22 protein-coding genes (1 of these 22 cut by a window edge) are annotated in these 25,799 nt (G+C 63.3%); 15 read left to right on the top strand and 7 right to left on the bottom strand.

What is annotated here, in order from left to right; translation table 11 throughout:
- Positions 1-98: 98 nt before the first annotated feature.
- Both sbcB and K226_RS0113080 read left to right on the top strand, forming a co-directional pair.
- Entirely contained in the window at positions 99-1,544 is a 1,446-nt protein-coding gene (sbcB, locus tag K226_RS0113085; protein WP_024815242.1) for an exodeoxyribonuclease I, read from the top strand.
- A 153-nt stretch (positions 1,545-1,697) separates the two neighbouring features.
- Positions 1,698-2,954 carry a cystathionine gamma-synthase family protein gene (locus tag K226_RS0113080; protein WP_024815241.1) on the top strand — a complete coding sequence of 419 codons (1,257 nt, stop codon included), beginning with the start codon at positions 1,698-1,700 and terminating at the stop codon, positions 2,952-2,954.
- A gap of 150 nt (positions 2,955-3,104) precedes the next feature.
- Here K226_RS0113080 and K226_RS0113075 read toward each other — a convergent pair whose 3' ends face one another.
- Positions 3,105-4,334 (bottom strand): nucleoside recognition domain-containing protein, encoded by a 1,230-nt coding sequence (locus K226_RS0113075; protein WP_024815240.1) that lies wholly within the window; start codon positions 4,332-4,334, stop codon positions 3,105-3,107.
- A 324-nt stretch (positions 4,335-4,658) separates the two neighbouring features.
- Between K226_RS0113075 and K226_RS0113070 the strand changes: the two genes are divergently transcribed.
- From K226_RS0113070 to K226_RS0113045, 6 genes are all read left to right on the top strand, one after another.
- Positions 4,659-5,372, top strand: coding sequence for a YebC/PmpR family DNA-binding transcriptional regulator (locus K226_RS0113070; RefSeq protein ID WP_024815239.1), 714 nt, complete (start codon positions 4,659-4,661; stop codon positions 5,370-5,372).
- Between the two features lie 63 nt (positions 5,373-5,435).
- Positions 5,436-5,720: a DnaJ domain-containing protein gene (locus K226_RS0113065; protein ID WP_024815238.1), complete on the top strand. Its 285-nt coding sequence runs from the start codon at positions 5,436-5,438 to the stop codon at positions 5,718-5,720.
- Complete coding sequence (locus K226_RS0113060; RefSeq protein ID WP_024815237.1) at positions 5,717-6,295, top strand: hypothetical protein; 579 nt, start codon at positions 5,717-5,719, stop codon at positions 6,293-6,295. The genes K226_RS0113065 and K226_RS0113060 overlap by 4 nt, the downstream gene beginning before the upstream one ends.
- Before the next feature lie 12 nt (positions 6,296-6,307).
- On the top strand, positions 6,308-7,057 hold the full coding sequence (locus tag K226_RS0113055) for a hypothetical protein (RefSeq protein ID WP_024815236.1): 750 nt from the start codon (positions 6,308-6,310) through the stop codon (positions 7,055-7,057).
- Positions 7,058-7,210: 153 nt separating this feature from the next.
- Complete coding sequence (locus K226_RS0113050) at positions 7,211-8,467, top strand: hypothetical protein (RefSeq protein ID WP_024815235.1); 1,257 nt, start codon at positions 7,211-7,213, stop codon at positions 8,465-8,467.
- Positions 8,468-8,805: 338 nt separating this feature from the next.
- Entirely contained in the window at positions 8,806-10,308 is a 1,503-nt protein-coding gene (locus tag K226_RS0113045; RefSeq protein ID WP_024815234.1) for a LamG-like jellyroll fold domain-containing protein, read from the top strand.
- Positions 10,309-10,439: 131 nt separating this feature from the next.
- On the opposite strand, the gene K226_RS0113040 is transcribed toward K226_RS0113045, so the two are convergent.
- Positions 10,440-12,671, bottom strand: a complete 2,232-nt coding sequence (locus K226_RS0113040) for a TonB-dependent hemoglobin/transferrin/lactoferrin family receptor (RefSeq protein ID WP_238324226.1) — start codon at positions 12,669-12,671, stop codon at positions 10,440-10,442.
- Positions 12,672-12,955: 284 nt separating this feature from the next.
- On the opposite strand from K226_RS0113040, the gene K226_RS0113035 reads away from it, so the two are divergent.
- Positions 12,956-14,674, top strand: a complete 1,719-nt coding sequence (locus K226_RS0113035; RefSeq protein ID WP_024815232.1) for a nitrite reductase — start codon at positions 12,956-12,958, stop codon at positions 14,672-14,674.
- A gap of 132 nt (positions 14,675-14,806) precedes the next feature.
- On the opposite strand, the gene upp is transcribed toward K226_RS0113035, so the two are convergent.
- The 5 genes from upp to K226_RS0113010 form a co-directional block, all read right to left on the bottom strand.
- Entirely contained in the window at positions 14,807-15,436 is a 630-nt protein-coding gene (gene upp / locus K226_RS0113030; protein WP_024815231.1) for a uracil phosphoribosyltransferase, read from the bottom strand.
- 172 nt (positions 15,437-15,608) lie between these two features.
- Positions 15,609-16,595, bottom strand: a complete 987-nt coding sequence (locus K226_RS0113025) for a threo-3-hydroxy-L-aspartate ammonia-lyase (protein ID WP_024815230.1) — start codon at positions 16,593-16,595, stop codon at positions 15,609-15,611.
- Between the two features lie 480 nt (positions 16,596-17,075).
- Positions 17,076-17,918: an enoyl-CoA hydratase-related protein gene (locus K226_RS0113020; protein ID WP_024815229.1), complete on the bottom strand. Its 843-nt coding sequence runs from the start codon at positions 17,916-17,918 to the stop codon at positions 17,076-17,078.
- A 152-nt stretch (positions 17,919-18,070) separates the two neighbouring features.
- Entirely contained in the window at positions 18,071-18,892 is an 822-nt protein-coding gene (locus K226_RS0113015; RefSeq protein WP_024815228.1) for a hypothetical protein, read from the bottom strand.
- A 10-nt stretch (positions 18,893-18,902) separates the two neighbouring features.
- The gene (locus K226_RS0113010) at positions 18,903-20,429 is read right to left on the bottom strand and encodes a helicase HerA-like C-terminal domain-containing protein (protein ID WP_024815227.1); all 1,527 of its coding nucleotides are present in this window, start codon (positions 20,427-20,429) and stop codon (positions 18,903-18,905) included.
- Positions 20,430-20,507: 78 nt separating this feature from the next.
- Here K226_RS0113010 and K226_RS0113005 point away from each other — a divergent pair, with 78 nt between their 5' ends.
- From K226_RS0113005 to K226_RS0112980, 6 genes are all read left to right on the top strand, one after another.
- The gene (locus tag K226_RS0113005; RefSeq protein ID WP_024815226.1) at positions 20,508-21,227 is read left to right on the top strand and encodes a YebC/PmpR family DNA-binding transcriptional regulator; all 720 of its coding nucleotides are present in this window, start codon (positions 20,508-20,510) and stop codon (positions 21,225-21,227) included.
- Positions 21,224-22,516, top strand: a complete 1,293-nt coding sequence (gene purD / locus K226_RS0113000) for a phosphoribosylamine--glycine ligase (RefSeq protein WP_024815225.1) — start codon at positions 21,224-21,226, stop codon at positions 22,514-22,516. The genes K226_RS0113005 and purD overlap by 4 nt, the downstream gene beginning before the upstream one ends.
- Positions 22,517-22,824: 308 nt before the next feature.
- The gene (hemF, locus tag K226_RS0112995; RefSeq protein WP_035241058.1) at positions 22,825-23,793 is read left to right on the top strand and encodes an oxygen-dependent coproporphyrinogen oxidase; all 969 of its coding nucleotides are present in this window, start codon (positions 22,825-22,827) and stop codon (positions 23,791-23,793) included.
- A gap of 182 nt (positions 23,794-23,975) precedes the next feature.
- Positions 23,976-24,764 carry a ribosome silencing factor gene (gene rsfS / locus K226_RS0112990; protein ID WP_024815223.1) on the top strand — a complete coding sequence of 263 codons (789 nt, stop codon included), beginning with the start codon at positions 23,976-23,978 and terminating at the stop codon, positions 24,762-24,764.
- 53 nt (positions 24,765-24,817) lie between these two features.
- Positions 24,818-25,285, top strand: coding sequence for a 23S rRNA (pseudouridine(1915)-N(3))-methyltransferase RlmH (gene rlmH, locus K226_RS0112985; protein ID WP_024815222.1), 468 nt, complete (start codon positions 24,818-24,820; stop codon positions 25,283-25,285).
- Positions 25,286-25,499: 214 nt separating this feature from the next.
- Positions 25,500-25,799, top strand: the start of a protein-coding gene (locus tag K226_RS0112980) for a nucleoside triphosphate pyrophosphatase (protein ID WP_024815221.1). The gene runs 315 nt beyond the window's last position; only the first 300 of its 615 coding nucleotides appear in the window; the start codon lies at positions 25,500-25,502; its stop codon lies beyond the right edge, outside the window.

The following is a 25,799-nucleotide window of genomic DNA, read 5'->3' as shown; positions in this document are numbered from 1 at the left end:
TTTGATAGCTGTTCGCGCTTTATCTGTATGCGCTAGGGGCAAAAATAGCCTCTAAACCCGGTTACAGTTGGCCCTTCGCCCTTGTTTGCCCCTAGACCATGGCCCCCCACACCTTTCTCTGGCACGACTACGAAACCTTCGGTGCCAACACCCGGCGCGACCGGCCGGCGCAGTTTGCGGCCATCCGCACCGACGCCGCACTGAACGAAATCGGCGATCCGCTGATGCTTTACTGTCAGCCGGCCAACGACTATCTGCCAGACCCGCAGTCTTGCCTCATCACCGGCATCACGCCGCAGCTGTGTCTGGAAAAGGGCGTGCCCGAGCACGCCTTTGCCAATCGCATCGAGGCCGAATTTGCGCAGCCGGGCACCATTGGCGTGGGCTACAACACCATCCGGTTTGATGACGAGATCACGCGCTTCATGTTCTGGCGCAACCTCATCGACCCCTACGCGCGCGAGTGGCAAAACCAGTGCGGCCGGTGGGATCTGCTGGACGTGGTGCGCATGACCTATGCGCTGCGGCCGGACGGCATTGCCTGGCCCAAAAAGGAAGACGGCACGCCCAGCTTCAAGCTGGAGCATCTGTCCAAAGCCAACGGCCTGTTGCACGAGGCTGCGCACGATGCGCTGTCGGACGTGCGCGCCACCATTGCGCTGGCGCGGCTGATCCGCCAGCACAACCCCAAGCTGTTTGACTTTGCCCTGTCGCTGCACAAGAAAGACCGCGTGGCCGCCGAGTTGCGCCTGCCGGCAACGGCCCTCACGGCACGGCCGTTTTTGCATGTCTCGGGCATGTTCCCTGCCGAGCGCGGTTGCCTCGCAGTGATGTGGCCGCTGGCCAGCCATCCCACCAACAAGAACGAGGTGATTGCCTGGGATCTCGCCCATGACCCGCGCGAACTGGCCACGCTGGGGGCTGACGAGATCCGCTTGCGCATGTTCTCCAGGGCGGCCGACCTGCCCGAGGGCACCACGCGCCTGCCCATCAAGACCATCCACCTGAACAAATCACCCATGGTGGTGGGCAATGTGAACACGCTCACCCCTGCGCTGGCGCAGCGCTGGGGCATGGATCTGGCCCAGGCGGCGCAGCATGCCGACATGGCGCGGACCTTGCCGGACATGAGCGGCATCTGGCCCGCCGTGTTTGCCCGCCCGGCCGAGCCCGCCCCCGATGTGGACCAGGACCTGTATGGCGGATTTGTGGGCAACAGCGACCGCCGCCACCTGAACGACTTGCGTACCCTGTCAGGGGCGAAACTGGCCACCGCGCGCACGGGCTTTGATGACCCGCGCCTGGCCGAGCTGGTGTGGCGCTACCGGGCCCGCAACTTCCCGGACACCCTGTCGCCCGAAGAGGCCGAGCGCTGGGAGGCGCACCGCGCCGCCTGCCTGTTCGACGGTGCGGGCGGGGCGCGCACCGTGGAGCAGTTGTTCACCGAGATCGACCAGATCTCGGAAACCGCCGACGACGACCGCACCCAGGAGATTCTGGGCGCCCTGTACGATTACGCCGAGCACATCGCGCCGGAGAGGTGACTCCCCCCTGAGGCGCTGCGCGCCTTCCCCCCTGAGGGGGGACCCACCCGGTGGCCTGGCAAAGCCAGTTCCACGGGTGCGCTGGCGTAGAGCTCGCGCCAGTGTTCGTCGCCCCACTTTGCACGTAGACCAGCAGAAACAGCGTTGATTTTTATGACGACACCGCACACCCCCCATTTCACCACCCAGATCGTGCATGCCGACCGGCGGGGCGGTGCCGAGCATGGCGCCATTCACCAGCCTGTTCACACGTCGGTGCAATACGGCTTTGACAAGGTGGAAGACCTCATTGCCGTGTTCCAGGGCACCACCAAGGGCGGCTTCAACTATGCCCGCCAGGGAACCCCCACCACGGCGGCGCTGGAGGCCAAGCTCACGCAGATGGAGCAGGGGCAGGGCGCCATCGTCTTTTCCACCGGCATGGCAGGCATCTGCGCCATTTTTCTTACGCTGCTCAAGGCGGGGGACCATCTGGTGGCCAGCAAGTTCGTGTTTGGCAACACCAACAGCGTGTTGGGCACCCTGGCCGACCTGGGCATCGAGGTCACCACGGTGGACGTGACGGATGCCGCGCAGGTGGCTGCCGCCGTGCGGCCGCACACGCGCATGGTGTTTGTCGAAACCATCGCCAACCCCGGCACGCAGATGCCCGACCTCGAAGGCATCGGCGCACTGTGCAAAGAGCGCGGGCTTCTCTATGTGGTGGACAACACGGTGGCCTCGCCGTATCTGTTTCGTCCGGGCACGGTGGGGGCGGGGCTGGTGGTGCATTCGCTCACCAAGAGCATCGGTGGGCAGGGCGATGCGCTAGGCGGCGCCGTGATCGACACCGGCGTCTTTGACTGGAGCACTTACCCCAATATCTTCGCGGCCTACCGCAAGGGCAATGCCAAGGGCTGGGGCCTGCAACAGGTGCGCAAGAAAGGCCTGCGCGACATGGGCGGCGCCTTGTCGTCCCATGCCGCGCACCAGATTGCGCTGGGCGCCGAGACGCTGGCCTTGCGCATGGACCGCACCAGCGCCACCGCGCTGGCCCTGGCCCGGTGGCTGGAGCAGCACCCTGCGGTGGCGCGGGTGCATTACCCGCTGCTGGAGTCGCACCCGCAATATGCGCAGGCCAAAAAGCACCTCAAGGCGGGCTCGTGGCTGTTGTCATTCGAACTGCGCGACCCCGCCCAGTGCCTGCCGCTGTGCAACCGCCTGCAGCTGCCCATCAAGGCCACGGGCCTGGCCGACACGCGCACGCTCATCATTCCGGTGGCGCACACCATCTTCTGGGAGGCGGGGCCTGAAGTGCGGGCCGCCATGGGCATTGGCGACAGCATGATTCGCCTGTCGGTCGGCCTGGAAGAGCTTCAGGACCTGCAGGCCGATTTTGAGCAGGCGCTGGCCGCCATTGCGGCGGTCTGATTGCTCGCCACTGCGCCCTGTGTCTGGGTCAACCGCTGCCAGACCATTCGCAGGGGCCGCAGCCTCGGGTGCCAAAACCCTTGGTTGCTATATTAATAATAGCTGCTTGCGCTTTATGGATAAGGGCTAGAGGCCAATTTGGCTTGAACTTCAGCCAAAAAAACGATAGCACACCACAATGGCGGCCACCACCCCGGCCAGCTCTGCCAGCAGCGCGCAGGCCACCGCATGGCGCGCGCGCTGTATGCCCACGGCGCCGAAGTACACCGCCAGTACGTAAAAGGTGGTTTCGGTGCTGCCCTGGATGGTGGCGGCAGCCAGCGCGGCGAAGCTGTCCACACCCTGGCTCTGCATGGTCTCGATCAGCATGGCGCGGGCCGCGCTGCCCGAAAACGGCTTGACCAGCGCCGTGGGCAGGGCATCAACAAAGCGCGCATCCATGCCCAGCAGCTCCACGCACCAGCGGATGGCATCCAGCACATAGCCCAGCGCACCCGAGGCGCGAAACACCCCCACCGCGCACAACATGGCCACCAGGTAGGGCAGCAGGCCCTTGGCTACATCAAAACCCTCTTTGGCGCCGTCGATAAACGCCTCATACACGGCCACCTTGCGCCAGGCGCCCACGCATACAAACAGCACCACCAGCGCAAACAGCGTGAGGTTGCCCAGCAGCGAAGACAGCTGCGCCAGCGCCGCCGCGCTCAGCGTGGTCAACAGCGCCATGAAGCCTGCCAGTGCCAGGGCCACCGGCAGCAGATAGGCCAGCACCACCGGGCTGAACAGGGGCAACCGCTGCACCGCCGCCACGCTGAGCAGCCCCACCAGCGTGGAGGCAGACGTGGCCAGCAAAATGGGCAGGAACACCAGCGTCGGGTCGGGCGCGCCCTGCTGCATGCGGTACATGAAGATGGTGACCGGCAGCAGCGTGAGCGATGACGCGTTGAGCACCAAAAACAGAATCTGCGCGTTGGTCGCGGTGTCGGGATGCGGGTTCAGCTCTTGCAGCGCGCGCATGGCCTTCAGACCCATGGGCGTGGCGGCGTTGTCCAGCCCAAGCGCGTTGGCGGCAAAGTTCAGCGTCATCAGGCCCAGGGCCGGGTGGCCGCGCGGCACGCCCGGCATGAGCCGCGTAAACAGCGGCGCCAGCCAGCGCGCAAGGGCATTCACGATGCCGGCCTTTTCTGCAATGCGCAAAAAACCCAGCCACAGCGTGAGCGTGCCAAAAAGCAGCACCATCACCTCGACCGACAGTCTGGCCATGGAGAACAGGGCTTCGACCATGGCTGCAAAGATCTGGGCGTTGTCACCCACCAGCCATTGGGACAGTGCGGCGATGGCTGCGGTGACAAAAAAACCCAGCCAGAGGGTGTTGAGCAAGGAAGAAACTCCGTGTGGATGGTGGTCAGAAAGCGTCCGTTGGCGCCCGCTGGTATCCATTGTGCAGATGGGCCCGTTGCAGCGGGGTGGGGCCGCGCTTGCCAGTGCCCTGTCGAACTGGAGGCGCGGAGGGCAGTCAGCAGGTTAACCCGCTTCGTTCACTCCACATGCCAAAAGATGAGGCGAATCGCCGGGTGGTAATCTACAGGGTTCGGTTGCGTGCCAGGTTTTCTCTGGAAACTCCCGCGTGCAGCCGGCCCAGACACAAAACCAGGCGCCATTGAACAGGTTCATGGAGCGCCACAACACCAAGGAACATTCGCCATGGGCGCCCAGTGGAAAGCAAAAGGTAAGGCACAAGTCGCAGACGCCAGAGGAAAGCTGTTTGGCAAGCTGGCCAAGGAAATCATGGTGGCTGCGCGTGGCGGGGCCGACCCTGCCGGCAATTCGCGCCTGCGCCTCGTGGTCGAGCAGGCCCGCAAGGTCTCGATGCCCAAGGACACCCTGGAGCGCGCCATCAAGAAGGGTGCCGGTATCGGGGACGAGGCCGTCCATTTCGAGCGCGTCATCTATGAGGGCTTTGCCCCCCACCAGGTGGCCGTGATGGTCGAATGCCTGACCGACAACGTTAACCGCACCGCGCCCGAGATGCGCGTGCTGTTTCGCAAGGGCCAGCTGGGCACCTCGGGGTCGGTGGCATGGGATTTCAACCATGTGGGCATGATCGAAGCCGAACCCACTACCCCCGGCGCCGACCCCGAGCTGGCCGCCATTGAAGCCGGCGCGCAAGACTTTGAAGCGGGCGACGAAGAAGGCACCACCACCTTCTGGACCGACCCGACCGACCTCGACCTGGTCAGCCGCGCGCTACCGGCGCAGGGCTTTAACGTGCTGTCGGCCAAGCTGGGCTACAAGCCCAAGAACCCGGTGAACCCCGCCAACCTGACGCCCGAGCAGCTCGAAGAGGTTGAGAGCTTTCTGGCGGCCATTGATGCCAACGACGACGTGCAGAACGTCTTTGTGAGCCTGGGCAGCTGACTGCCTATTTCCGCCCTGGCGCGCTGGCCATTACACCGGCCAGCGCGCCCATGTAAGCAATCCATGACCGCAGACCATTACGCAGCCCTTGGGCTGAGCGCCAACGCGTCGCTGTCCGACATCAAGAAGGCCTTTCGCCAGAAAGCCTCCTTTTATCACCCGGACAAGAACGATGCGCCCGACGCGGCACAGCGCTTTCAGGCCGTGCAAAAGGCCTACGAAGTCCTGTCGGACGACGAGGCCCGCCAGGCTTACGACGACAACCGCCGCCGCAACCTGCTGGACGACCCGCTGCAAACCGCGCAAGACATCTGGCAAACCTATTTCAAGAGCATTCTTCCTTCGTGAAACTTTCTTCCTACTTTTATGACTTGCGTTCGGCCTACCAGGCCGAGCTGGACGACCTGGTTTCGGACTCGGAGGGCAAGGATGTGCTGCGCAAGCGGCTGGCAGAAAAGCGCTCTGAAATCGGTTTCCTGGTGAAGATGATGGAGCTGGCGCCCGAGATGGTGGCGGTGGTCTTTCATCAGGGCTTCCGTTTTGCCAAGCCGTCGGTGATGGAGCACTTGCTCAGCCAGGGGGCTGACAACCTGCCCGAGTGGGGCACGCTGACGGGCGCGGTCTCGCTGGAACCTTGGGCCGCCAGCCTGGCTCAAACCGTTTTGCGCGAGCCCGGAGGAACCGCTTTCATGGTCGTGGCGGCAGGGCTGGAGTATCTGCACCAGCATGCCCGTCTGGCACCGGCGGCCGCGCAGGGCGATACCGATCACGATACTGATGAAGATTCTGAGGATGGGGCCGAGCACGACGATGACTACAACGCCCTGAGCGCTGATGATGCTGCCGACCCGCACAACAGCCGCACCCGCGACGAGGCCAGCTCCAACTGGCTGGCCGAGGTAGGCTTTGACCGCAAAGACTGAGATTTTCCGTACATGAACCACCTGGCCCTCATCACCAAAACCACCAGCCTGATTGCCGCCGGCGACATCGTAGGCGCCGAGTCGGCGCTGGCCGACCTGGCCGACACCGAAGGCGACAACGCCCTGATGGTCGTGCTGGACCAGCTGGCACCCAAAGACGTGCTGGCCGTGATGCGCGAGTACGACGATTCCAAGGCATCTGTCGTCAACCTGCTGGTCACGCCCGAGCAGTTTGCGCGCGCCATGGTGCTGGAAAAGCAATACAAGGATCTCACCCACACGCACCTGCGCAACATGGTCAACGCCGTTATTTTTCGGGACGACGCCGACCCGGTGGAGTTTTTGACGGCGATTGGTGATCTGGAAGGCGGCAGCGAGGCCCTGGCCAATTACTTTGCCGAGAAGTGGAGTCGCATCGAGGCTTTTGCCCGCACCGGCACTTTTGACGCCACCGAAGACTACGGCCCCACCTTGAGCGATGACGAGTTGCTGGCATCGGGCTACGTGCAGCCCCGCATCGACCAGGACGAAGTGGCCGACCGCGACTGGATGCAGCTGGCCTGGCTGCTGCGCTACGAATGCCGCGACCTCTTTATCGAAACGCTGCTGGTGCTGCGCGCCAAGGCGCGTGCCCACGACATGGGCCTGGAAGAGGGCGATGAGCTGGCCGAAGAAGACGACGGCAAGTTTGAAACCAGCGACACCGATCGCGGCAAGGCGACCCCGGCGGCCCGCGCTTCTGACGAAGAATCCGCGATTTAGCATGTCGCCCCTGAGTCGCTTCGCGTCTTCCCCCAGAGGGGGACGCCGCCAGCGCGGCGGGGCGGCCCTTGCGCGGCGGCCGCTCGTCTTTGCCGCGCCAGTTTCAACGGCCTCGGGCGTCGCGTTGCGCCTTGAACAACTGGTATCGAAATGATGGCATCTACTACTGCGGCGCTGCAACTGCACGACGCCCGCCCGTTCTTTGAAAAAGCGCTGGTGCACGGTGTGCAGCACGGCATTCTGGATGCGGCAAGGCTGGTCGCCATCTGCGCCGATGCCCCCAAAGGCATGGTGCAGATCGCCCGCTACTTTGGCAGTGAATTTTTGCGGCCCGAACTCGAAAAAGCCCGTGACCGCATGGTCAACCTCATCAGCCTGTATTTGCTCGACACCACCGATGGTGATCTGACCAAGGCGGCCATCTCGTTGCGCGACCATTCGTTCCTGTCGCGCTCCAAGGGCGGCTCCGACATGCTCAAGCGCCTGATCGCCATGCCCGAGAGCAGCAATTTCGGCATGGCCGGTTACGCCGATGCCCAAACGCCTCTGCTGGCTTTGTGGTCGCTGCGCAGTTACACCGACTACCAGGCCGAACTGGCTCGCCGCAGCCAGATTGCCCACGCCATCCGTGCCGCACAGTGGCTGGCCGAGCAATTCGAGCTGGATACCGACGAGCTGGAAGCCGCAGGCGCCGATGCCGAGGCCGTCATCCGCACCGGCCTGCTCATGCAGGCCCTGGCGCCCAAAGCCATGCAGCTGGGCGAGTGGCCCAACGCCGTGGCCCTGGAGAAGCTGGTGACGGCGCTGCGCAAGAAAAAGCTGGCGGCGCCCAAGCAACTGCTGCTGCCAGCCGGCTTGCCCGCAGACCTGCGCGCGGTGATGCAGACGCATTGCGCCAGCGTGCTGGCCGACCTGCCCAAGTTGCTGGATGCCACCAATCCGCTGCGCAGCCTGCTGCGCCCGACCGGCGCTTTTCGTGCCCGATACTTCTTGCTCGACGACCCGCTGGCCGAGGTGGACCACTACCATCGCAGCCTGGATGCGCTGCAAGAAGGCGGTGAGCCTCCCCAGCCCGCCAGCAAGACGTGGACAAAAACCACCCAGGGCAACGAAGACGAGCACTCGCTGCTCACGCTGTTCCTTTGCCTTGCCGCAGGAGCACCCAAAAAGACGCTGCTGACCGAAAAAACCGCCGCCAGCCTTGTGCGCAAGATCCGTAAAAGCGGACTGCAACCCGAACTGGCGATAGACTTTATTCGCAGCCATGCGCCAGGCGCGTATCAGGCAGACTACATCGATATGTGGAACAGTTTTTTGCAGGACTCGGCCAAAACACTGGGCAGCGACATGGACTACCAGATGCACGACGCGCTGGCCCTGCTGCGCCGCGAGTGCCATGTGGCGGGGTGAAGCTGTGAAGGCGGGCGGCGTTGCGGTGGCCGGCCTGGCGTTCGCGTGCCCCCTGGTCGCCATGTGCCCGAAGGTAAGCACCTTCCGGTGTGTCTTGACATAAACGCCTACCGTATCGGCGCCCGCGAAACCGTTCGCACTCCACCCGATTTTTCTCTTTTTTGGTCCACAGTCCGGCGACGCAAGGTGGACTGGCGCAGGGGAGTGGCTGCTCGCGATCTTTTTGCCACGCTGGTATGGCGCCCCGCGCATGGCGCGCAGGCGATTCGCCGTTCTGTCATGCCCCTGTGATCTGGCCATGCGATCTTTTCCTCTTCATTCAAAAGAGAGGAGTCTTCATGCAAAAAATCACAATCGCAACATTGGTGGCTGCCGCCATGCTCAGCGCCTGTGGCGGTGGCGGGGAAGTTGCCGAGCCCGCGGTCCAGGGCGGTAGCACCAAGGCCCTTGGGGCCAGCACCTACTGGAGCGGTATCAGCCGCGCCTTGCCCACGACCCCCTTGGGCCACCAGGTGGCCATGTCGTGCCACAACTGCTACGGCGACAACACTGCGCAGACTGAGGCAAAAGTGTCGAAAGCGCTGGGCCGTGGCTTTGACCTGGTGGAACTGGACCTGACCATGCATGCAGACGGAAAGGTGTATGTGGAGCACAACGATGGCGAAATCGCGCACGGCACGTTCGATGCGACGCTGGCCAATGCCAGCTTGCAGCAAAGCGACCGCATGCTGTTTCTGGAGGTCAAGGAAACCTATTCATCCCCGGCATTCAGCGATTCGCTGATGCGGAGCGTGCTGCGCACGGTGCGCGACAAGGGCTATGCCGCAGCCGGGCGCCCCGTATTTCTGCGCGCTTTCATGGATGGTCGCCACCAACACCTGGTGCGGGCCCAGGCGCTATTGGCGACCAGCGAATTTGCCGGTATCCGCGACCATATCCGCCTCCATACGCTGATTGAAAGCGATATCCGCAACAACATTCGCGCGACCAAGAGCCTGGGCTTTGACGGCGTGGAACTGCAATACCAGACTTCAGATCTGTTCGGCAAACTCGAGCAAGCCAGGCAACTTGGGCTGGGTGCAGGCATCTACACGGTACCCGCCAGCATGGGGGAGGCCTTTATATCGGCGCTGCGTGAAGATGTGGATTTCATCACCACTGACTACGATCTGGCCGCCACGGCCCTGTCGTCAAATGTGCGTGCGTTGGTGCAGGAGAACACCTCGCTGGTTTATCTGAACGCCGCCCGCCAAAGCGCCTATCCGCTGAGCTACTGCCGCACCAATACGGCGGACTATGCTTTGGCCAGCAGCAACACCATGCCCGGGCTGGAGTGGCTGTCCGTCACCAGTGATGAAGACCGCATTGGCGGCAGCATGGTGTTCACGGGCACCCAGAGCCTTACCACCTGGGATGCGGACAACGCCACAGACGGCGGCTTTCTGGTGACGGCCGTGGTGAACTTTGACGACTTGACCTCGGGGGGCACGGCGAGCATCGTGGCCAAGAGCGACGCAGGCGGTTTTGCACTGGAGCAAGCCGGAATGCAGCTGCGGTTTGGGGTGCATGTGAATGGCGGTTATTCCTATGCCACCACCCCGCTCATCGGTTTGAACGGAACCAACTCCTACTTCATCATCGGCGCGTACGACGGCAACGGCGCTGTGCGCCTGTGGGTCAACAACGTTGAGCGCATGGCCTCTGCGTCGATCTCCGGCGGTGTCACACTGAACAACAGCCCGGTGGTGATCGGCGCCGACCCTCAGGGGGCGACGGACCGCCGCTACTTCTTCAAGGGCAAGATTCAGCAGGTGATGGTGCAAAAGTGGCGTAACCACTGAGCGTTGTTGCGTGTCGCCACGCGGCACGGAACAACGCGGGGGTGCCTTAGCCTTGGTGGCGGCAGGCGGTGTGTCTTTGTTTCTGCACGTTCCGCGCTGCCTGCAAGTTTCATCAGGTGGCCGTGCCTGCCTTAGAAATCCATTACCAGTGATGCCTTCAGGCTTCGGCCTGGCTGGGTGTAGGCGTCATTCACGGTGCTGGACGCGGCCAGGCCATAGACGTCGGGCCAGAGCCAGTATTTGCGGTTGGTGACGTTGGTTACGGCAACGTTCAGCCGCAGGTCCTTGCGCAGGCGCCACTGGGCCGACAGATCGAGCGTGGTGGCCTGCCCAATGGTGAACTGCGTGTTGGGCGCCTTGACGGCGGAGGCGCTGTCGATGTCGCTGGCCTTTTTGGCGCCGTGGTGGCGCAGGTCGGCACGCAGGCCCCAGGCGGCGGTGTCGTATTGCACCCCCAGGCTGATCTGTTGGGGGTCGATGGAGTTCAGTGGTGCGCCGGTGGCACGGTTCACGCCCTTGGCGCGGCCCCAGCTAAAGGGGGTGCTGACGCGCCCGCCCGCGATGGGGCCCCAGTCGTAGATCCCTTTGACCTCGATGCCGGTGATGCGGGCCCGCTCGGTATTGAGGGTCTGGAAAACGCGGGGGTCGGCGGCTGTACCAGTGCCGCGGATGAGCACGGTGTCCATGATGAGGTTGGAGTACTGGTTAGCGAAGATGGCCGCATCCAGTTTCAGGCGGTCGAACCGACCGCGCGCACCCAGCTCCAGGCCCCGGCTTTTTTCAGGCTTGAGGTCGGGGTTGGGAATGATGGTGACCTGTTCGGCGGCGTTTTCGTAGTAGCCGTTGATCTGCGCTGCATCGGGCGCGCGAAACCCCGTGGCATATTGTCCAAACACGCTCCACTGTGAAGTGGCGCGGTACAGCACCCCCAGCTTTGGCGACAGCGCCGAGCCCGAGAGCGACTGGCCGGGTTTGGCGGCGGGCGGGTAAAAGCCGGCCTGGGTGGTCACGTCCAGCGCAAAGTGGTCCCACCGCAGCCCCGGGGTGATGCTCCATCGGTCAATGACGGATTCCGCCTGAACATACACGGCGCTGCTGGTCTCGCGCGTGTCCGGAAAACGCTTGAGCGGAAACACCTCGGGCGGCAGCGGGGCGACGCCTGTGTAGACATTGCTGATGTCGCTGCGGATATGGTCGATGCCATAGGTGAGCTTGTGAGCCCAGCCGCCGGGTGTGCGCAGCGTTTTTTCGGCCTGCAGGCCTGCCTGCCAGGTGTCTTCGGAATAGGAGTTGTCGCGAACGCGCAAGGGCAGGGTGTTGCGCACGCTGGTGCCTACCTGGCGGGAACTGGCGTGCTGCACGGCCAGCACCGTCTGCAGCTGGTCGGCCCAGCTGGCACCCAGGGTGTAGCGGCCATCCCAGGTGAAGCGGCTGCGGTCCATGGTGCGGCTGGAGTTTTCATCCCTGACGGCGCCGGCGATGGCGGTTGGACTGCCCGTCAGCGGCAGGGGCGCGCGGCTAGACAACAGGTTCACGTCGGCCTGCTTTTCCACATGTTCCAGGGTGACAACATGGCGCTGCGCGGCCGAAGGTCGCAACACCACCTTGGCCAGCACGGCGTTGTCTTCGTTGTGCTGCGGGTTGGGTGTGGTGCGGCTGGTGTCAGAGGTATCGCGTGTGCCCATGTTGTCCATGGCGTGCGAGCGGCGGGCGTTGGCGGTGACCAGCCATTGCACGGTGTCGCTGGCAGTGCCCGCCACCGTGGCCGCCAGCGCACGGCCGTTGTCGTCGCCGCTCCAGCCGGCAGAAATACGCCCGCCCACCTGTTTGGGCGGGGCGCCCTTGGCGCTGGTCAGAAAGTCCGCTGGCTCGTGGGTGATGAAGTTGACCAGCCCCGCCATGCCGTCGGAGCCATACAGCGCAGATGCCGGCCCGCGCACTACCTCGATGCGCTTGAGCAGCTCCATGGACAGGTATTCGCGGTCGAACGTGGTGGTGCGAAAAGCATAGCTGCGGGGCACGCGGATGCCATCGACCAGCATGAGCACGCGGTTGCCACCCAGCCCGCGGATGTTCAGGCCCACATTGCCGTCGCGGCCGGTGCCCACGGTGTTGGCGCCCCCCACCGTGGTGCGCGGCAGAGGATGCTTGACGGAGGTGTTGGGCAGGTCGCGCAGGGCCTCGCGCACGTCGCGGCTTTGCTGGTCACTCAGGGCGCGGGCGTCAATCACATCGATCGACAAGGGCAGCTCGTCGCTCAGCTGCTCGCTGCGCGAGCCGCTCACCACCATTTCGGCCATCAACGGTGTGCTCTGGGCATGAACGCCGGTGGGCAGGCAGGCCACCGCGGTAAGCAACGCCACGCTGTGCAGGGCTCCCAAACTGTGGCTTTGACGCGAAAGATGAGGGGGGGCCAAACGATGCGATTTCATAAGTGTTGGTTTCCGGTGGCGGTTGTGGGATTATTGGAAGGCTGGTAGGGAATTGATTCACGTTAAGTGAATGTATTTGATGCGTATCAAAGTGATCCCGCGGCACCCGTCGAAAAATCGATACCAAGCCTGCCGAAACTATATTGTCGCAGCCCTCGGCGGGCAGTCCTGCGGGATGGAATTAGCGCATGGGCTGCGGCACACAAGGAGTTCCCATGACAACCCGAAAGCTGGCGCGCCTTGCGGCCCTGGCACTGTCCACCCTGGCCCTGACCGCTGTGGCGCAAGAGAAGAAGGACGTCTCTACGCCTGAAATGAACTACCAGGCGGGCTCGTCCCCTCTGGCTGATGTGCCGATGTACCAGGGCACGAATCCCAAAGCGCCGAAGATGACGCAGGCCGAGTTCGATCGCGCTCGCCAGATCTACTTCGAGCGTTGCGCTGGCTGCCACGGTGTGCTGCGCAAGGGCGCCACCGGCAAGCCCCTGACCCCTGACATCACCATGGCCAAGGGCACCGACTACCTGAAGGTGTTCATTGCCTACGGTTCGCCCGCTGGCATGCCCAACTGGCAGACCTCTGGTGAAATGGATGAAGCCACGGTGGACCTGATGGCCCGTTACATCCAGCATGACGCGCCGACGCCACCCGAGTGGAGTCTGGCCGACACCAAGAAGACCTGGAAGGTAACGGTTGCGCCCAAGGACCGTCCGACCAAGAAGATGAACAACTTCAACATCGAGAACATCTTCTCCACCACGCTGCGTGACACGGGTGAGATTGCGTTGATCGATGGTGACACCAAGGAAATCATCAGCATCATCAAGACCGGCTATGCGGTGCACATCTCGCGCATGTCGGCTTCCGGACGCTACCTGTTCGTGATTGGCCGCGACGCCAAGATCAACATGGTCGACCTGTGGATGGCAAAACCCGACAGCGTGGCAGAAGTGCGCATCGGCCTGGAAGCCCGCTCGGTGGAAACCTCCAAGGCCAAGGGCTACAAGGACAAGCTGGTGATCGCTGGTGCTTACTGGCCGCCCCAGTTCACCATCATGGACGGCGACACGCTGGAGCCCAAGAAGATCGTCTCCACCCGCGGCATGGTCGTGGGCACGCAGGAATACCATCCTGAGCCCCGCGTGGCATCCATTCTGGGTTCCCACTACAAGCCCGAATTCATCGTGAACGTGAAGGAAACCGGCAAGACCTTGATGGTGGACTACTCCAATCTGGACGCCCTCAAGATCACCGAAATCGGTTCTGCTCCGTTCCTGCATGACGGCGGTCTGGATGCGTCCAAGCGCTACTTCATGGTGGCTGCCAACAACAGCAACAAGATTGCTGCGATCGATACCAAGGACGGCAAGCTGGCTGGCCTGACCGATGTGGGCAAGATTCCCCACCCCGGCCGTGGCGCCAACTTCACCCATCCGCAGTTCGGTCCCGTGTGGTCTACCGGCCACTTGGGCGACGATACGATCTCCCTGATCGGCACCGACCCCAAGAAGTTCAAGCAGTACGCTTTCAAGGAAGTGGCCAAGCTCAAGGGTCCTGGCGGCGGCGCTCTGTTCGTCAAGAGCCACCCCAAGTCCAAAAACCTGTGGTCTGATGCGCCTCTGAACCCCGATCCAAAGATCTCCCAGTCGATCGTGGTGTATGACATCAACAACCTGGACAAGGGCTACAAGACGCTTCCTATCGCCGAGTGGGCTGAACTGAAGGACGACGGTGCCAAGCGTGTGGTGCAGCCTGAGTACAACAAGGCTGGTGACGAGGTCTGGTTCTCTGTCTGGTCCGCCAAGAACAAGGAAAGCGCGATCGTGGTGGTGGACGATAAGACCCTCAAGCTCAAGAAGGTCATCAAGGATCCACGCCTGATTACCCCCACGGGCCACTTCAACGTCTACAACACGCAGCACGACGTGTATTGATGTCAGAAGCACTGCCGCCAAGCCCCCGGGCTTTGTGGCGGTGGCCAAAGCAAAAACCGCCGGCAGGAGCAATCCCGCCGGCGGCTTTTTTATCCTGGAAGCAGTGGTGGACTGCTGCTTCCAGTGGGTGATTTATTTGGTGCCAAAGATGCGGTCGCCCGCATCGCCCAGGCCGGGCAGGATGTAGCCGTGATCGTTGAGCTCGCGGTCAATGGCGGCGGTGAAGATGGGCACGTCGGGGTGGGCTTTTTGCAGCGTGGCCACGCCTTCGGGGGCGGCCAGAAGGCAGACAAACTTGATCGAACGGGGCTTGAGTTTCTTCAGTCGCTCCACGGCGGCGGCAGCCGAGTTGCCTGTGGCCAGCATGGGATCGACCACGACGATGTCGCGCGCTTCCATTTCTGCGGGCATCTTGAAGTAGTACTCCACGGGTTGCAGCGTTTCAGGGTCGCGGTACAGGCCGATATGGCCTACCCGGGCGCCGGGCACCACGTTGAGCATGCCGTCCAGAAAGCCGTTGCCCGCACGCAGGATGGAGACCAACACCAGCTTTTTGCCGTCAATGACCTTGCCGGTCATGGTTTCGAGCGGTGTTTCGATCTGCACGTCCTGCAGCGGCATGTCGCGCGTGACTTCATAGGCCATCAGCGTGGAGAGCTCGCCCAGCAGGCGGCGAAAGCTGTTGGTGCTGGCGTCCTTTTTGCGCATCAGGGTGAGCTTGTGCTGGACGAGGGGATGGGTGATGACGGTAACGTTGCTCATGGCTGGGGCCTGTATTTGTCTGATGGGAAGAGGCGGGCCTGTATTTTCACCCGCCGGGGCGTTGAAAATGGATGCGGCCCAAGACCAGTGATGCCGCTGAACCGGTTTTTCCGTGGCACCGGCATCGCCCGGTTGCGCCGCAAGGTGTCGCAGGCGCTGCGGGGCGGTGGGGTTAATCTGCAAGAAAACGGGCGTAGCGCGCCATGTCGACATTGCCGCCGCTGATGACAATGCCCACCCGGGCACCATGCACATCCACACTGCCGTGTTCTGCGCCGGCAAAGGCCAGTGCCCCCGTGGGTTCCACCACGATCTTCATGCGTTCGGCAAAGAACCGCAGGGCTTGCACCAGTTGTTCGTCGGTGGCGGTGACCATGTCGTCCGCCAGGCGCTGGATGATGGGGAAGGTGATCTGGCCCAGCGCCTGGGTTTGTGCGCCATCGGCAATGGTGTGGGGCGTGAGAATCTGCACGATATGACCCGCGCGGAAAGACTGTTGCCCATCGTTGCCCGCCTCGGGTTCTACGCCAACCACGCGGCAGTGCGGGGCCAGTGCCTCGGCGGCCAGCAGGCTGCCCGCCAGCAGGCCGCCTCCGCCCACACAGACAAAGAGGTAGTCGAGGTTGGGCACTTCTTCCAGCAGCTCTTTGGCCGCGGTGCCTTGCCCTGCAATGACGTGCGGGTGGTCAAACGGCGGCACCAGCGTCATGCCGCGCTCTTGTGCCAGGCGCCGGCTGATGGCCTCGCGGTCTTCGGTGTATCGGTTGTAGGTGACGACCTGCGCACCATAGCCACGCGTGGCCGCCATCTTGGCTGCAGGGGCGTCTTCGGGCATGACGATGACGGCGGGCATATCCAGCAGCCGGGCCGACATGGCAATGGCCTGGGCATGGTTTCCGGCCGAGAACGCCAGCACGCCGCCCTTGCGCTGTTCGTCGGTGAACTGGGCCAGGGTATTGAAGGCCCCGCGGAACTTGAAGGCGCCGGTGCGCTGCAGGTTTTCGCACTTGAAGAACAGCTGCGCACCCAGCCTTTCGTCGGCCGTGGTGGAGCGCAGCACTGGGGTGTGGTGCGCCATGCCGTGCAGGCGATGGGCCGCGTCGGCCACATCGGCGTAGGTGGGCGCGAAGGTGGGCACGGAAAAGGGTGTCTGTGTCATGGCGGCATCCTTGGCAGGCGGGACGCCGGGAAGCGGCAACCACGCCGTCGCATCATAGCCCGTTACAGCACGATTTCAAGCATAAATGCCCTCTAGCGCTTATTCCATAAGCGCGAGCAGCTATGAATTTTGATGTAAGAACCTGTTCAAGATTTTTTCATCGGGTCCGCATGGCTTCAAAACCGCCACGCTCTAGGCGCACGCCGCAGCCCATACCCATGTATGGGCTAGGTGGGCAACGACGAGCGTGGCGGTTTTGGAGCCATGCCCTTCGGGTTGCCCCGCAAAGGCTGCGTCCGCGGCGTTGCAAATCCTGGCCGGGCCACCAGCCCGGCTGTGGTTTGCGCCTTGCGGCCACAGCCTTTGCGGGGCAACGTAACCCATGAAAAAATCTTGAACTGGTTCTAAGCGCGGGTGCGGGCTGTGCGGCGCGCCCCCTGCGGGTGCCGCCAGGCCGTGGTGCCTGGCGCGGCCGACGCTTCAGCCCAGTTCGCTGAAGCGCGTCAGCGCTGCCAGCGCCCGGAAGTCGCCCGCGCGTTTTTGCTTCATGGCCGTGACCGATTCGCGCACATGCTGGTTGCTCCAGATAGCGCCCTGCAGCCAGCCCATCTGGCGCAGGCTGTCGTCCACGCTGTGGTCGCGGGCGTAGTTCACGGCCTGCTTGGTGCCCCAGATGGCCACAGGCGGCTTGCTGGCGATTTCTTGCGCACATTGCAGGGCTGCGGCCAGCATGGCCTCTGGTGTCTCGAAAACCTCATTGACCAGGCCGTAGCCGAGGGCCTTTTGCGCGGGCATACGGCGGCCGGTGTAGGCCAGCTCTTTCACCACGCCCATCGGAATGAGCTTGGGCAGGCGCTGCAAGGTGCCCACGTCGGCCACCATGCCGATGTTGATCTCCTGGATGCAGAAGAAGGCGTCCTGCGTGGCATACCGAATGCAGGCCGCAGTGACCATGTCCACCGCACCGCCAATGCAGCCGCCCTGGATGGCCATGATGACCGGAATGCGCAGGTTTTCGATGCGGGTAAAAGTGGCCTGTATGTCGGTGAGCAGGTCAAAAATGGCGGCGCGGCCCTCGGGGCTCTGGTCGTCCATGGTGATGGCGCCGCCAAAGGTTTCGAGTGCCATGCCTGCGCTGAAATGCTTGCCCGTGCTGCTGATGACCAGTGCCCGCGCTTCGCCCGCCTGGTGCAGGTGGGCCAGCACCTCGTCCAGCTCGCGCCAGAAGGTGGGGTGCATGGTGTTCATGGCCTCGGGCCGGTTCATCACCAGATGGGCCACATGGTGGGTGATGCTGAGGGAAAAGCAGGTGAGTGTGTTCATGGCTGTGGAATGTAGGTCGGTGGTGTTGCTCTAACTCGTCGCGCGGGCGACTTTGAGTGAAAAATGCCCCCAGCGCAAGTTGGTATTGCGTTGATTGCTATTAATTTATTGTCTTTTATCCGACTCCGCGCTGAATGGGCGGTGTGCCTGCATCAATCGCCGCCGCTACCTCCGCCACCACATCCGTTGCCGCCACCGTCGCCCGCACCGCCATCGCCGGCACTTGCGTCCGCGCTGTCCATGCCGCCGAAATCATCCGCGCTGCCAGTGAAGCTGCCATCCGAGAAGCTGGTGCCGAAATAGGTTCGGCCCCCATCGTGGTGGGGGTGCTTGCCGGGGCCGAGGTTGGCGCAGTCAGGGGCGTAGTGAAAACCGCCCGGAATGTCCAGTTTGGCATCCAGTGCAAACAGCAGCGGCAGGCGGCTGGGTGTGCGCGGGTTGATGGCCTCGTCTTTGCAGGCCCAGTACCAGGCGCGCCGAAGGCCGTCGTTGTGGCGTGCTTTCTTGCCCAGCACTTCAGCAGGGGTGTGGTCCAGAAAGAACCCCAATGCGTTGTCGCACCAGCTCTTGTAGGCCCGGGTGTGCAGGATGAACGCGTGCCACATGGCATCGACCGCTTGCGACGGCATGGCCACAAAATTTTTGTCGCTGCGCAGGCAAGCCAGGAAGAACTGGCGCAGGCCGCGCTCGACCAGCTCGCAATCCTTGGCGCTCAGGGCAGGGTAGGTTTCGCGCAGCTTGCGTTGCAGAAACTGGGGCAGTGCGGCCTCGCGAACAAAGCGCTCGCGCACCACCCGGGTCCAGCGCACCATGCTCACCGTGGCCAGCAGGGTGAACGCAACGTACACCCCCCACTGCCAGCGCACGGGCCACCAGCCCGCCAGTGCCCCTAGCAGCGCCAGCAGCCACAAGGCGATGATCCCCTGGACAAGACGGCGGGAGAACCGTATCAGCAGCTTTTCTAGCCAGGTCATCGGCGCCCGTCTAGCGTTTGCGTCCGCCGAACACGCTGCCCAGGACGCCGCGCAGGATCTCGCGACCAATGGTGGTGCCCATCGTGCGCACAGCCGACTTGGCCATGGTCTGCGCCAGGCCTTCTCGTTTGCCACCGCGCGGCCCGGTGCTGCCAAACAGTACGTCGTTGAGCCCGCCCAGCAGGCCACCGCCTTCATCGGCCGCTTCACCCTTGGCGCCCTTGCCGTTGCCCGCCGGGGCGCTGGCCTGTTCGCTCGCTTCGGCTGCCCGGCCCCTGAGTTTTTCGTAGGCAGACTCACGGTCCACCAATTTTTCATAGACGCCTGTCACCAGCGAGCCAGCCATCAGCGCCTTGCGCTGCTCGGGTGTGATGGGGCCAAGCTGGCTGCCGGGCGGCAGCACAAATACGCGCTCTGTCACGCTGGGGCGGCCCTTGGCGTCCAGAAAACTCACCAATGCCTCGCCCACGGCCAGCTCGGTGATGGCGGTCTCGATATCGAGGCCCGGCTTTTGCCGCATCGTGGTGGCGGTGGCCTTCACGGCCTTCTGGTCGCGCGGCGTGAAGGCACGCAGCGCGTGCTGCACGCGGTTGCCCAGCTGGGCCAGCACGCTGTCGGGGATGTCGAGCGGGTTCTGCGTGACGAAATACACACCCACGCCCTTGGAGCGCACCAGGCGCACCACCAGCTCAATGCGCTCGACCAGCACCTTGGGAGCCTCGTTGAACAGCAGGTGGGCTTCGTCGAAGAAGAAAACTAGCTTGGGCTTTTCGGGGTCGCCGATTTCGGGCAGTTGCTCAAACAGCTCGGACAGCATCCACAGCAAAAACGTGGCGTACAGGCGCGGCGAATTCATGAGTTTGTCGGCCGCCAGGATGTTGACCACGCCGTGGCCGTCCACTGTCTGCATGAAGTCCTGGATGTCGAGCATGGGCTCGCCAAAGAACTGCTCGCCGCCCTGGCTCTCGATCTGCAGCAGCCCGCGTTGGATGGCGCCCACGCTGGCGGCGCTGACATTGCCGTATTCGGTGGTGAACTCCTTGGCGTTGTCGCCCACGTATTGCAGCATGGCGCGCAGGTCTTTCAGGTCCAGCAGCAGCATGCCATTGTCGTCGGCGATCTTGAACACGAGGTTGAGCACACCGAGCTGTGTTTCGTTCAGGTTGAGCATGCGGCCCAGCAGCAGCGGGCCCATGTCAGACACCGTTGCGCGCACCGGGTGGCCCTGCTCGCCAAACACGTCCCATAGCGTGGTGGGGCAGGCCAGGGGAGTGGGCTTGGGGAGGCCGCGTTCCTTGAGCACGGCGGCCAGTTTTTCGCCGATCTCGCCCGGTTGGCTGGCGCCCGTAAGGTCGCCCTTCACGTCGGCCATGAACACCGGCACGCCAATGCGCGAGAAATTCTCGGCCAGGGTCTGCAGGGTCACAGTCTTGCCGGTGCCGGTGGCCCCGGTAATGAGGCCGTGGCGGTTGGCCAGGCCTGGCAGCAGGTGGCATTCGATGGTGTCGTGCTTCGCAATCAGCAGGGGTTCGGCCATTTCGGATTTCCTCGGGGGTCGGGTCGGGCAAAAAGTAAAATCAACTCAGTAGATTAAATCAATACAAAAGGATTTCCCGTGGCAGGACACAGTAAATGGGCGAATATCCAGCACCGAAAGGGACGGCAGGATGAAAAACGCGGCAAGATCTGGACCCGCATCATTCGCGAAATCACCGTGGCCGCGCGCTCTGGTGGTGGCGATCTGTCGGCCAACCCCCGTTTGCGCCTGGCGGTGGACAAGGCCAAGGCAGCCAACATGCCGGCGGACCGCATCAAATACAACATCGACAAGGCCACCGGCAACGCCGAAGGCCTGACCTATGAGGAAATCCGCTACGAGGGCTACGGCATTGGTGGCGCGGCCATCATCATTGACACCATGACCGACAACCGCGTTCGCACCGTGGCCGAAGTGCGCCATGCGTTCAGCAAGCATGGCGGCAGCATGGGCACCGAAGGCTCGGTGGTATTCCAGTTCAAGCACTGTGGCCAGCTGATTTTTGCGCCGGGCACGGGAGAAGACACGGTGATGGAAGTGGCCCTGGAGGCGGGCGCCGAAGATGTCATCACGGGCGACGACGGCGCCATCGAGGTGCTGACTGCACCTGCCGATTTCGAGGCGGTGAAAAATGCGCTGGAAGCCGCGGGTTTGACGCCTGAAGTGGCCGAAGTGACCATGCGCGCCGAGAACACCATCGAACTGGAAGGCGAAGACGCTGCCCGGATGCAAAAACTGCTGGACGTTCTGGAAGATCTGGACGACGCTCAAGAGGTCTATCACAACGCTGCGCTATGAAAGTTCTTGTCATTGGAGGCGGCGGCCGTGAACACGCAATGGCCTGGAAGCTCAGCCAGTCACCCAAGGTGACCAAGGTATTCGTGGCGCCGGGCAACGGTGGCACGGCGCTTTCGAACCAGTTCGAGAACGTTGCTATTGCCGATGTGCGCGAGTTGCGCACCTGGGCCCAGGCCGAGAAAATCGGCCTGACGGTGGTGGGCCCCGAGGCGCCGCTCGCTGCGGGCGTGGTGGATGAGTTCCGCGCCCACGGCATGCGCATCTTCGGGCCCAGCAAGGCCGCTGCGCAGCTGGAAAGCTCCAAGGCCTTCTCCAAGGCCTTCATGCGCCGCCACGGCATCCCCACGGCCGACTACGACACCTTTACCGACCCCGCTGCCGCCCACGCCTTTGTGGACCGCCTGGGTGCGCCCATCGTCATCAAGGCCGACGGCCTGGCCGCAGGCAAGGGCGTGGTGGTGGCCATGACGCTGCAAGAGGCGCACGATGCCGTCGACTTCATGCTGGTGGACAACAAATACGGCGTGGCCCACAACGAGGGCGCAGATGGGAAGGCCTTGCCGCGCGTGGTGATCGAAGAATTTCTCGAAGGCGAGGAAGCCTCCTTCATCGTGCTGTGCGATGGCAAAAACGTGCTGGCGTTGGCCACCAGCCAGGACCACAAGCGCCTGAAGGACGGCGACGAAGGCCCCAACACCGGTGGCATGGGCGCCTACTCGCCCGCGCCCGTGGTCACGGCCGACGTGCACGCTCGTGCCATGCGCGAGATCATCCTGCCCACCATCCGCGGCATGGAAAAGGACGGCATCCCCTACACAGGTTTTTTGTATGCGGGCCTGATGATTGACGCCAAGGGCCATCCCAAGACGCTTGAATTCAACTGCCGCATGGGCGACCCCGAGACGCAGCCCATCCTGATGCGCCTGAAGAGTGACCTGTTCGACGTGCTGGGCGCCGGTGTGGACGGCAAGCTCGACCAGATCGAGTTGCAGTGGGACCGCCGCACCGCTTTGGGCGTGGTCATGGCCGCGCACGGCTACCCCGAGTCGCCACGCAAGGGCGACACGATCACCGGCTTGCCTGCGGAGGCCGACGATGCCGTGGTGTTCCATGCAGGAACGGCGCTCAACCATGGTGTGGTCAGGGTCACCGGAGGCCGAGTTCTGTGCGTGACGGTGTTGGCCGACAGCGTCAAGCTGGCCCAGCAGCGCGCCTATGACGTGGCGCGTGGCATTCACTTCGACGGTGCGCAATACCGCCGTGACATCGGTTTTCGGGCTGTGAAGTGATTCCCTTCTGTGCCGCCTTTGGCGCCTTACCCCTGAGGGGGGCGCCACCAGCGCCGCGGGGCGGCCCTTGCGCGGCGGCCTTGCTCTGCGCCGCGCCAGTCTCACGGGTCGTGCGCGGTGCCCAGGGATGACCTGCACAACTCCCTGCGGTCTATGGCAGCGCGGTCTCGGGCGATCCGCTGCGTTGCTTTTCTTGCCAATAGCCCGGCTATTGGCTGCAAAAAGACGCCTTGCGGCCTATCCCGATCCACACTACCACCAACGCACGAGGGTTATGCAGGTCATCCCTGGTGCAATGGACTACTGCAATGCAATCAATTGAACTGAATCCGGCCGCGACCGTGGCAACTGTGCGCAGCTACCTGCAGGGCCTGCAGGCCCGTATCACCGATGCGCTGGAATCCGTGGAGGGCGAGGGCGGCGCCCGGTTTCTGGCCGACGCCTGGAGCAAGCCGCCCGGCGAGCCCCTTCAGGGCAATGGCATTACCAAGATCATGGAAGGCGGCCGGGTGTTTGAGCGCGCGGGCTGTGGCTTCAGCCATGTGCGCGGGCCGCAGCTGCCGTCATCGGCCACGCAGCACCGCCCCGAGCTGGCGGGCGCGCCGTTTGAGGCCATGGGCGTGTCGCTGGTGTTCCACCCACGCAATCCCTATGTGCCTACGGTGCACATGAACGTGCGCATGATCGCTGCTGGCCATCCTGGGCAAACGCCCACCTGCTGGTTTGGCGGCGGCATGGACCTCACGCCCTACTACGGCTTCGAGGAAGATGCGGTGCACTTTCACCGCACCTGCCGCGATGCCCTGAGCGCCTTTGGCGACGACAAGTATCCGCGCTTCAAGCAGTGGTGCGATGAATACTTTTACCTCAAGCACCGCGGCGAGCAGCGTGGTGTGGGTGGGGTGTTTTATGACGACTTCTCGGAGCTGGGTTTTGACCAGAGTTTGGCCATGACGCAGTCGGTGGGCGATGCCTTCCTCAAGGCCTACCTGCCCATCGTGGAGAAGCGCCAGAATCTGCCGTTTGGCGAGCGCGAGCGTGACTTCCAGCTCTACCGCCGGGGCCGCTATGTCGAGTTCAACCTGGTATGGGACCGGGGCACGCACTTTGGCCTGCAGTCCGGCGGGCGTACCGAGTCGATCTTGCTGTCCATGCCGCCGCTGGTGTCGTGGTCGTACCAGCGTTCCGATGCGGCAGATTCCGCAGAAGCCGAGCTCACCCAGCGCTTTCTGGTGCGGCGCGACTGGCTGACTGGCGGGGCTGGCGCTACCGCCTGAACGCCATGAAAAGCGCAAAAGCTATAATTTCAATAGCTGTCAGCGCTTTTCACACAAGCGCAAGAGGCCAAAAACACCTCAAACTGCCGCAGCGCCAACGTGCAACACCCAAGGCGCAGCCCGCTGGCTGTGTGCTGCGTTGCACGCTATATTGATTCCATTTCTTCTCTATTCACCGCCTGATGACCACATCCACCAAATCGGAAACCGCCGCCAAAAAAGACGTAACCAAGCTCCAGCGCGCCATCGTCGATGGTCTGGAGGACGTCAAGGCGCAAGACATCCAGGTCTTCAACACCGAGCATCTTTCGCCGCTGTTTGAGCGGGTGATCGTGGCATCGGGCACCTCCAACCGACAGACCAAGGCGCTCGCTGCCAGCGTGCGCGATGCCGTGCGTGAAGCGGGTTTTGTGAAGCCGCGCATCGAAGGCGAAGAAAACGGCGAGTGGATCATCGTGGACTGCGGCGCCGCCGTGGCGCACATCATGCAGCCCGCCATCCGTCAGTACTACCGTCTGGAAGAGCTGTGGGGCGACACTCCTGTGCGCCTGAAGCTGGGCGCAGCCAAGCCTGTCTCCAGCGCCGCCACGGAGCTGGCCGAGAAGAAGTCGGCCCAGAAGGCTGCCAAGTCGGACGCGAAGGCTGCTGGCAAGGCGCCCGCCAAGCCCGCAGCCACTTCTGCCAAACCTGTAGCCAAGACGACCGCAAAAGCACCTGCCAAAGCTTCCACCAGGGCTCCCGCAAAGAGCAGCAGCACTGCCAAGGCTGTACCGGCCAAGGCCTCCGCAAAGCCAACGGCTGCAGCCAAAAAGCCCGCAGCCACCAAGGCACCGGTCAAGACCGTGGTGGTCAAGCCATCGGCCCCTCGCAGCAAGACCGCTGCTGCTGCCAAGACCGGTGCAAAGCCCACCGCAGCACGCGGTGGCGCTGCCGCCAAGCCCGCAGCCAAGAGGGCTCCGGGCCGCAAGTGATGGGTGCCTTGGCCCCTCGACAAACCCTGCCCGCGCATAGCGCCTGAGCTGCCATGAAGCTGCTGATCGTGGCTGTGGGTCAGCGCGTGCCCGACTGGTCGCAGACGGCGTACGAAGATTACGCCAAGCGTTTTCCACCGGAGCTGAAGGTCGAGCTCAAGGCAGTCAAGACCGAGCCGCGCGGCTCGAAGACCCTGGAGACGCTTTACGCGGCCGAGCGCGAGCGGATCGAAGCCGCCATTCCGCGTGGCACCCGTGTGGTGGCACTGGATGAGCGCGGCACCAATCTCACCACCAAGGCATTGGCCGAACGGCTCAAGGGCTGGCAGCTGGGCGGCGACGATGTGGCGCTGGTCATCGGCGGCCCTGACGGCCTCGACCCGGCCTTTCGTCAGGCTGCACACGAACGCATCCGTCTTTCGGACTTGACGTTGCCCCACGCGATGGTGCGGGTGCTGCTCATTGAGCAGCTGTACCGCGCCTGGTCGGTGAATGCAGGGCACCCTTACCACCGCGAATGAGGGGAAAGGCCTGCTTCGGATGTGTGTGGTTTACTATCTTATTTATAGCAGCTGACGCTTGATGGGTAAGCGCTAGAGCCATTTTTAACTTAAAACGGCCATTAAAAAGCAAAGCGGTTCTGGCCAGGCGCTGTGTCACAGGCATGACGAGTCGTATGACAAGACGCGACAACGACGCCAGAAGCGTTGGGTTGGCCGCCCCAATAATCTGTTTATGCCCGACTTCATCTACCTCGCCTCCCAAAGTCCACGCCGCAGCCAACTGCTCGAGCAGCTGGGCGTGCGCCATGAACTGCTGCTGCCCAATGTGGACGGCGACGAGGCCGAAGACGCCGAGGCCATTGAGTCGGCGTTGGCCGGCGAAGCGCCCACCGCCTACGTGGAGCGCGTGACGGGCCTCAAGCTTGATGCCGCTGTAGCACGGCGCGCGCGCCGTGGTTTGCCCACTGCGCCCATCCTCTGCTCTGATACCACCGTGGCCCTGGGTCGAACCATCTATGGCAAGCCCGACGAC

The sequence above is a fragment of the Acidovorax sp. JHL-3 genome (genome assembly GCF_000526295.1).
Lineage (GTDB): Bacteria > Pseudomonadota > Gammaproteobacteria > Burkholderiales > Burkholderiaceae_C > Acidovorax > Acidovorax defluvii.
This window is presented reverse-complemented; position numbering and strand designations above follow the sequence as displayed.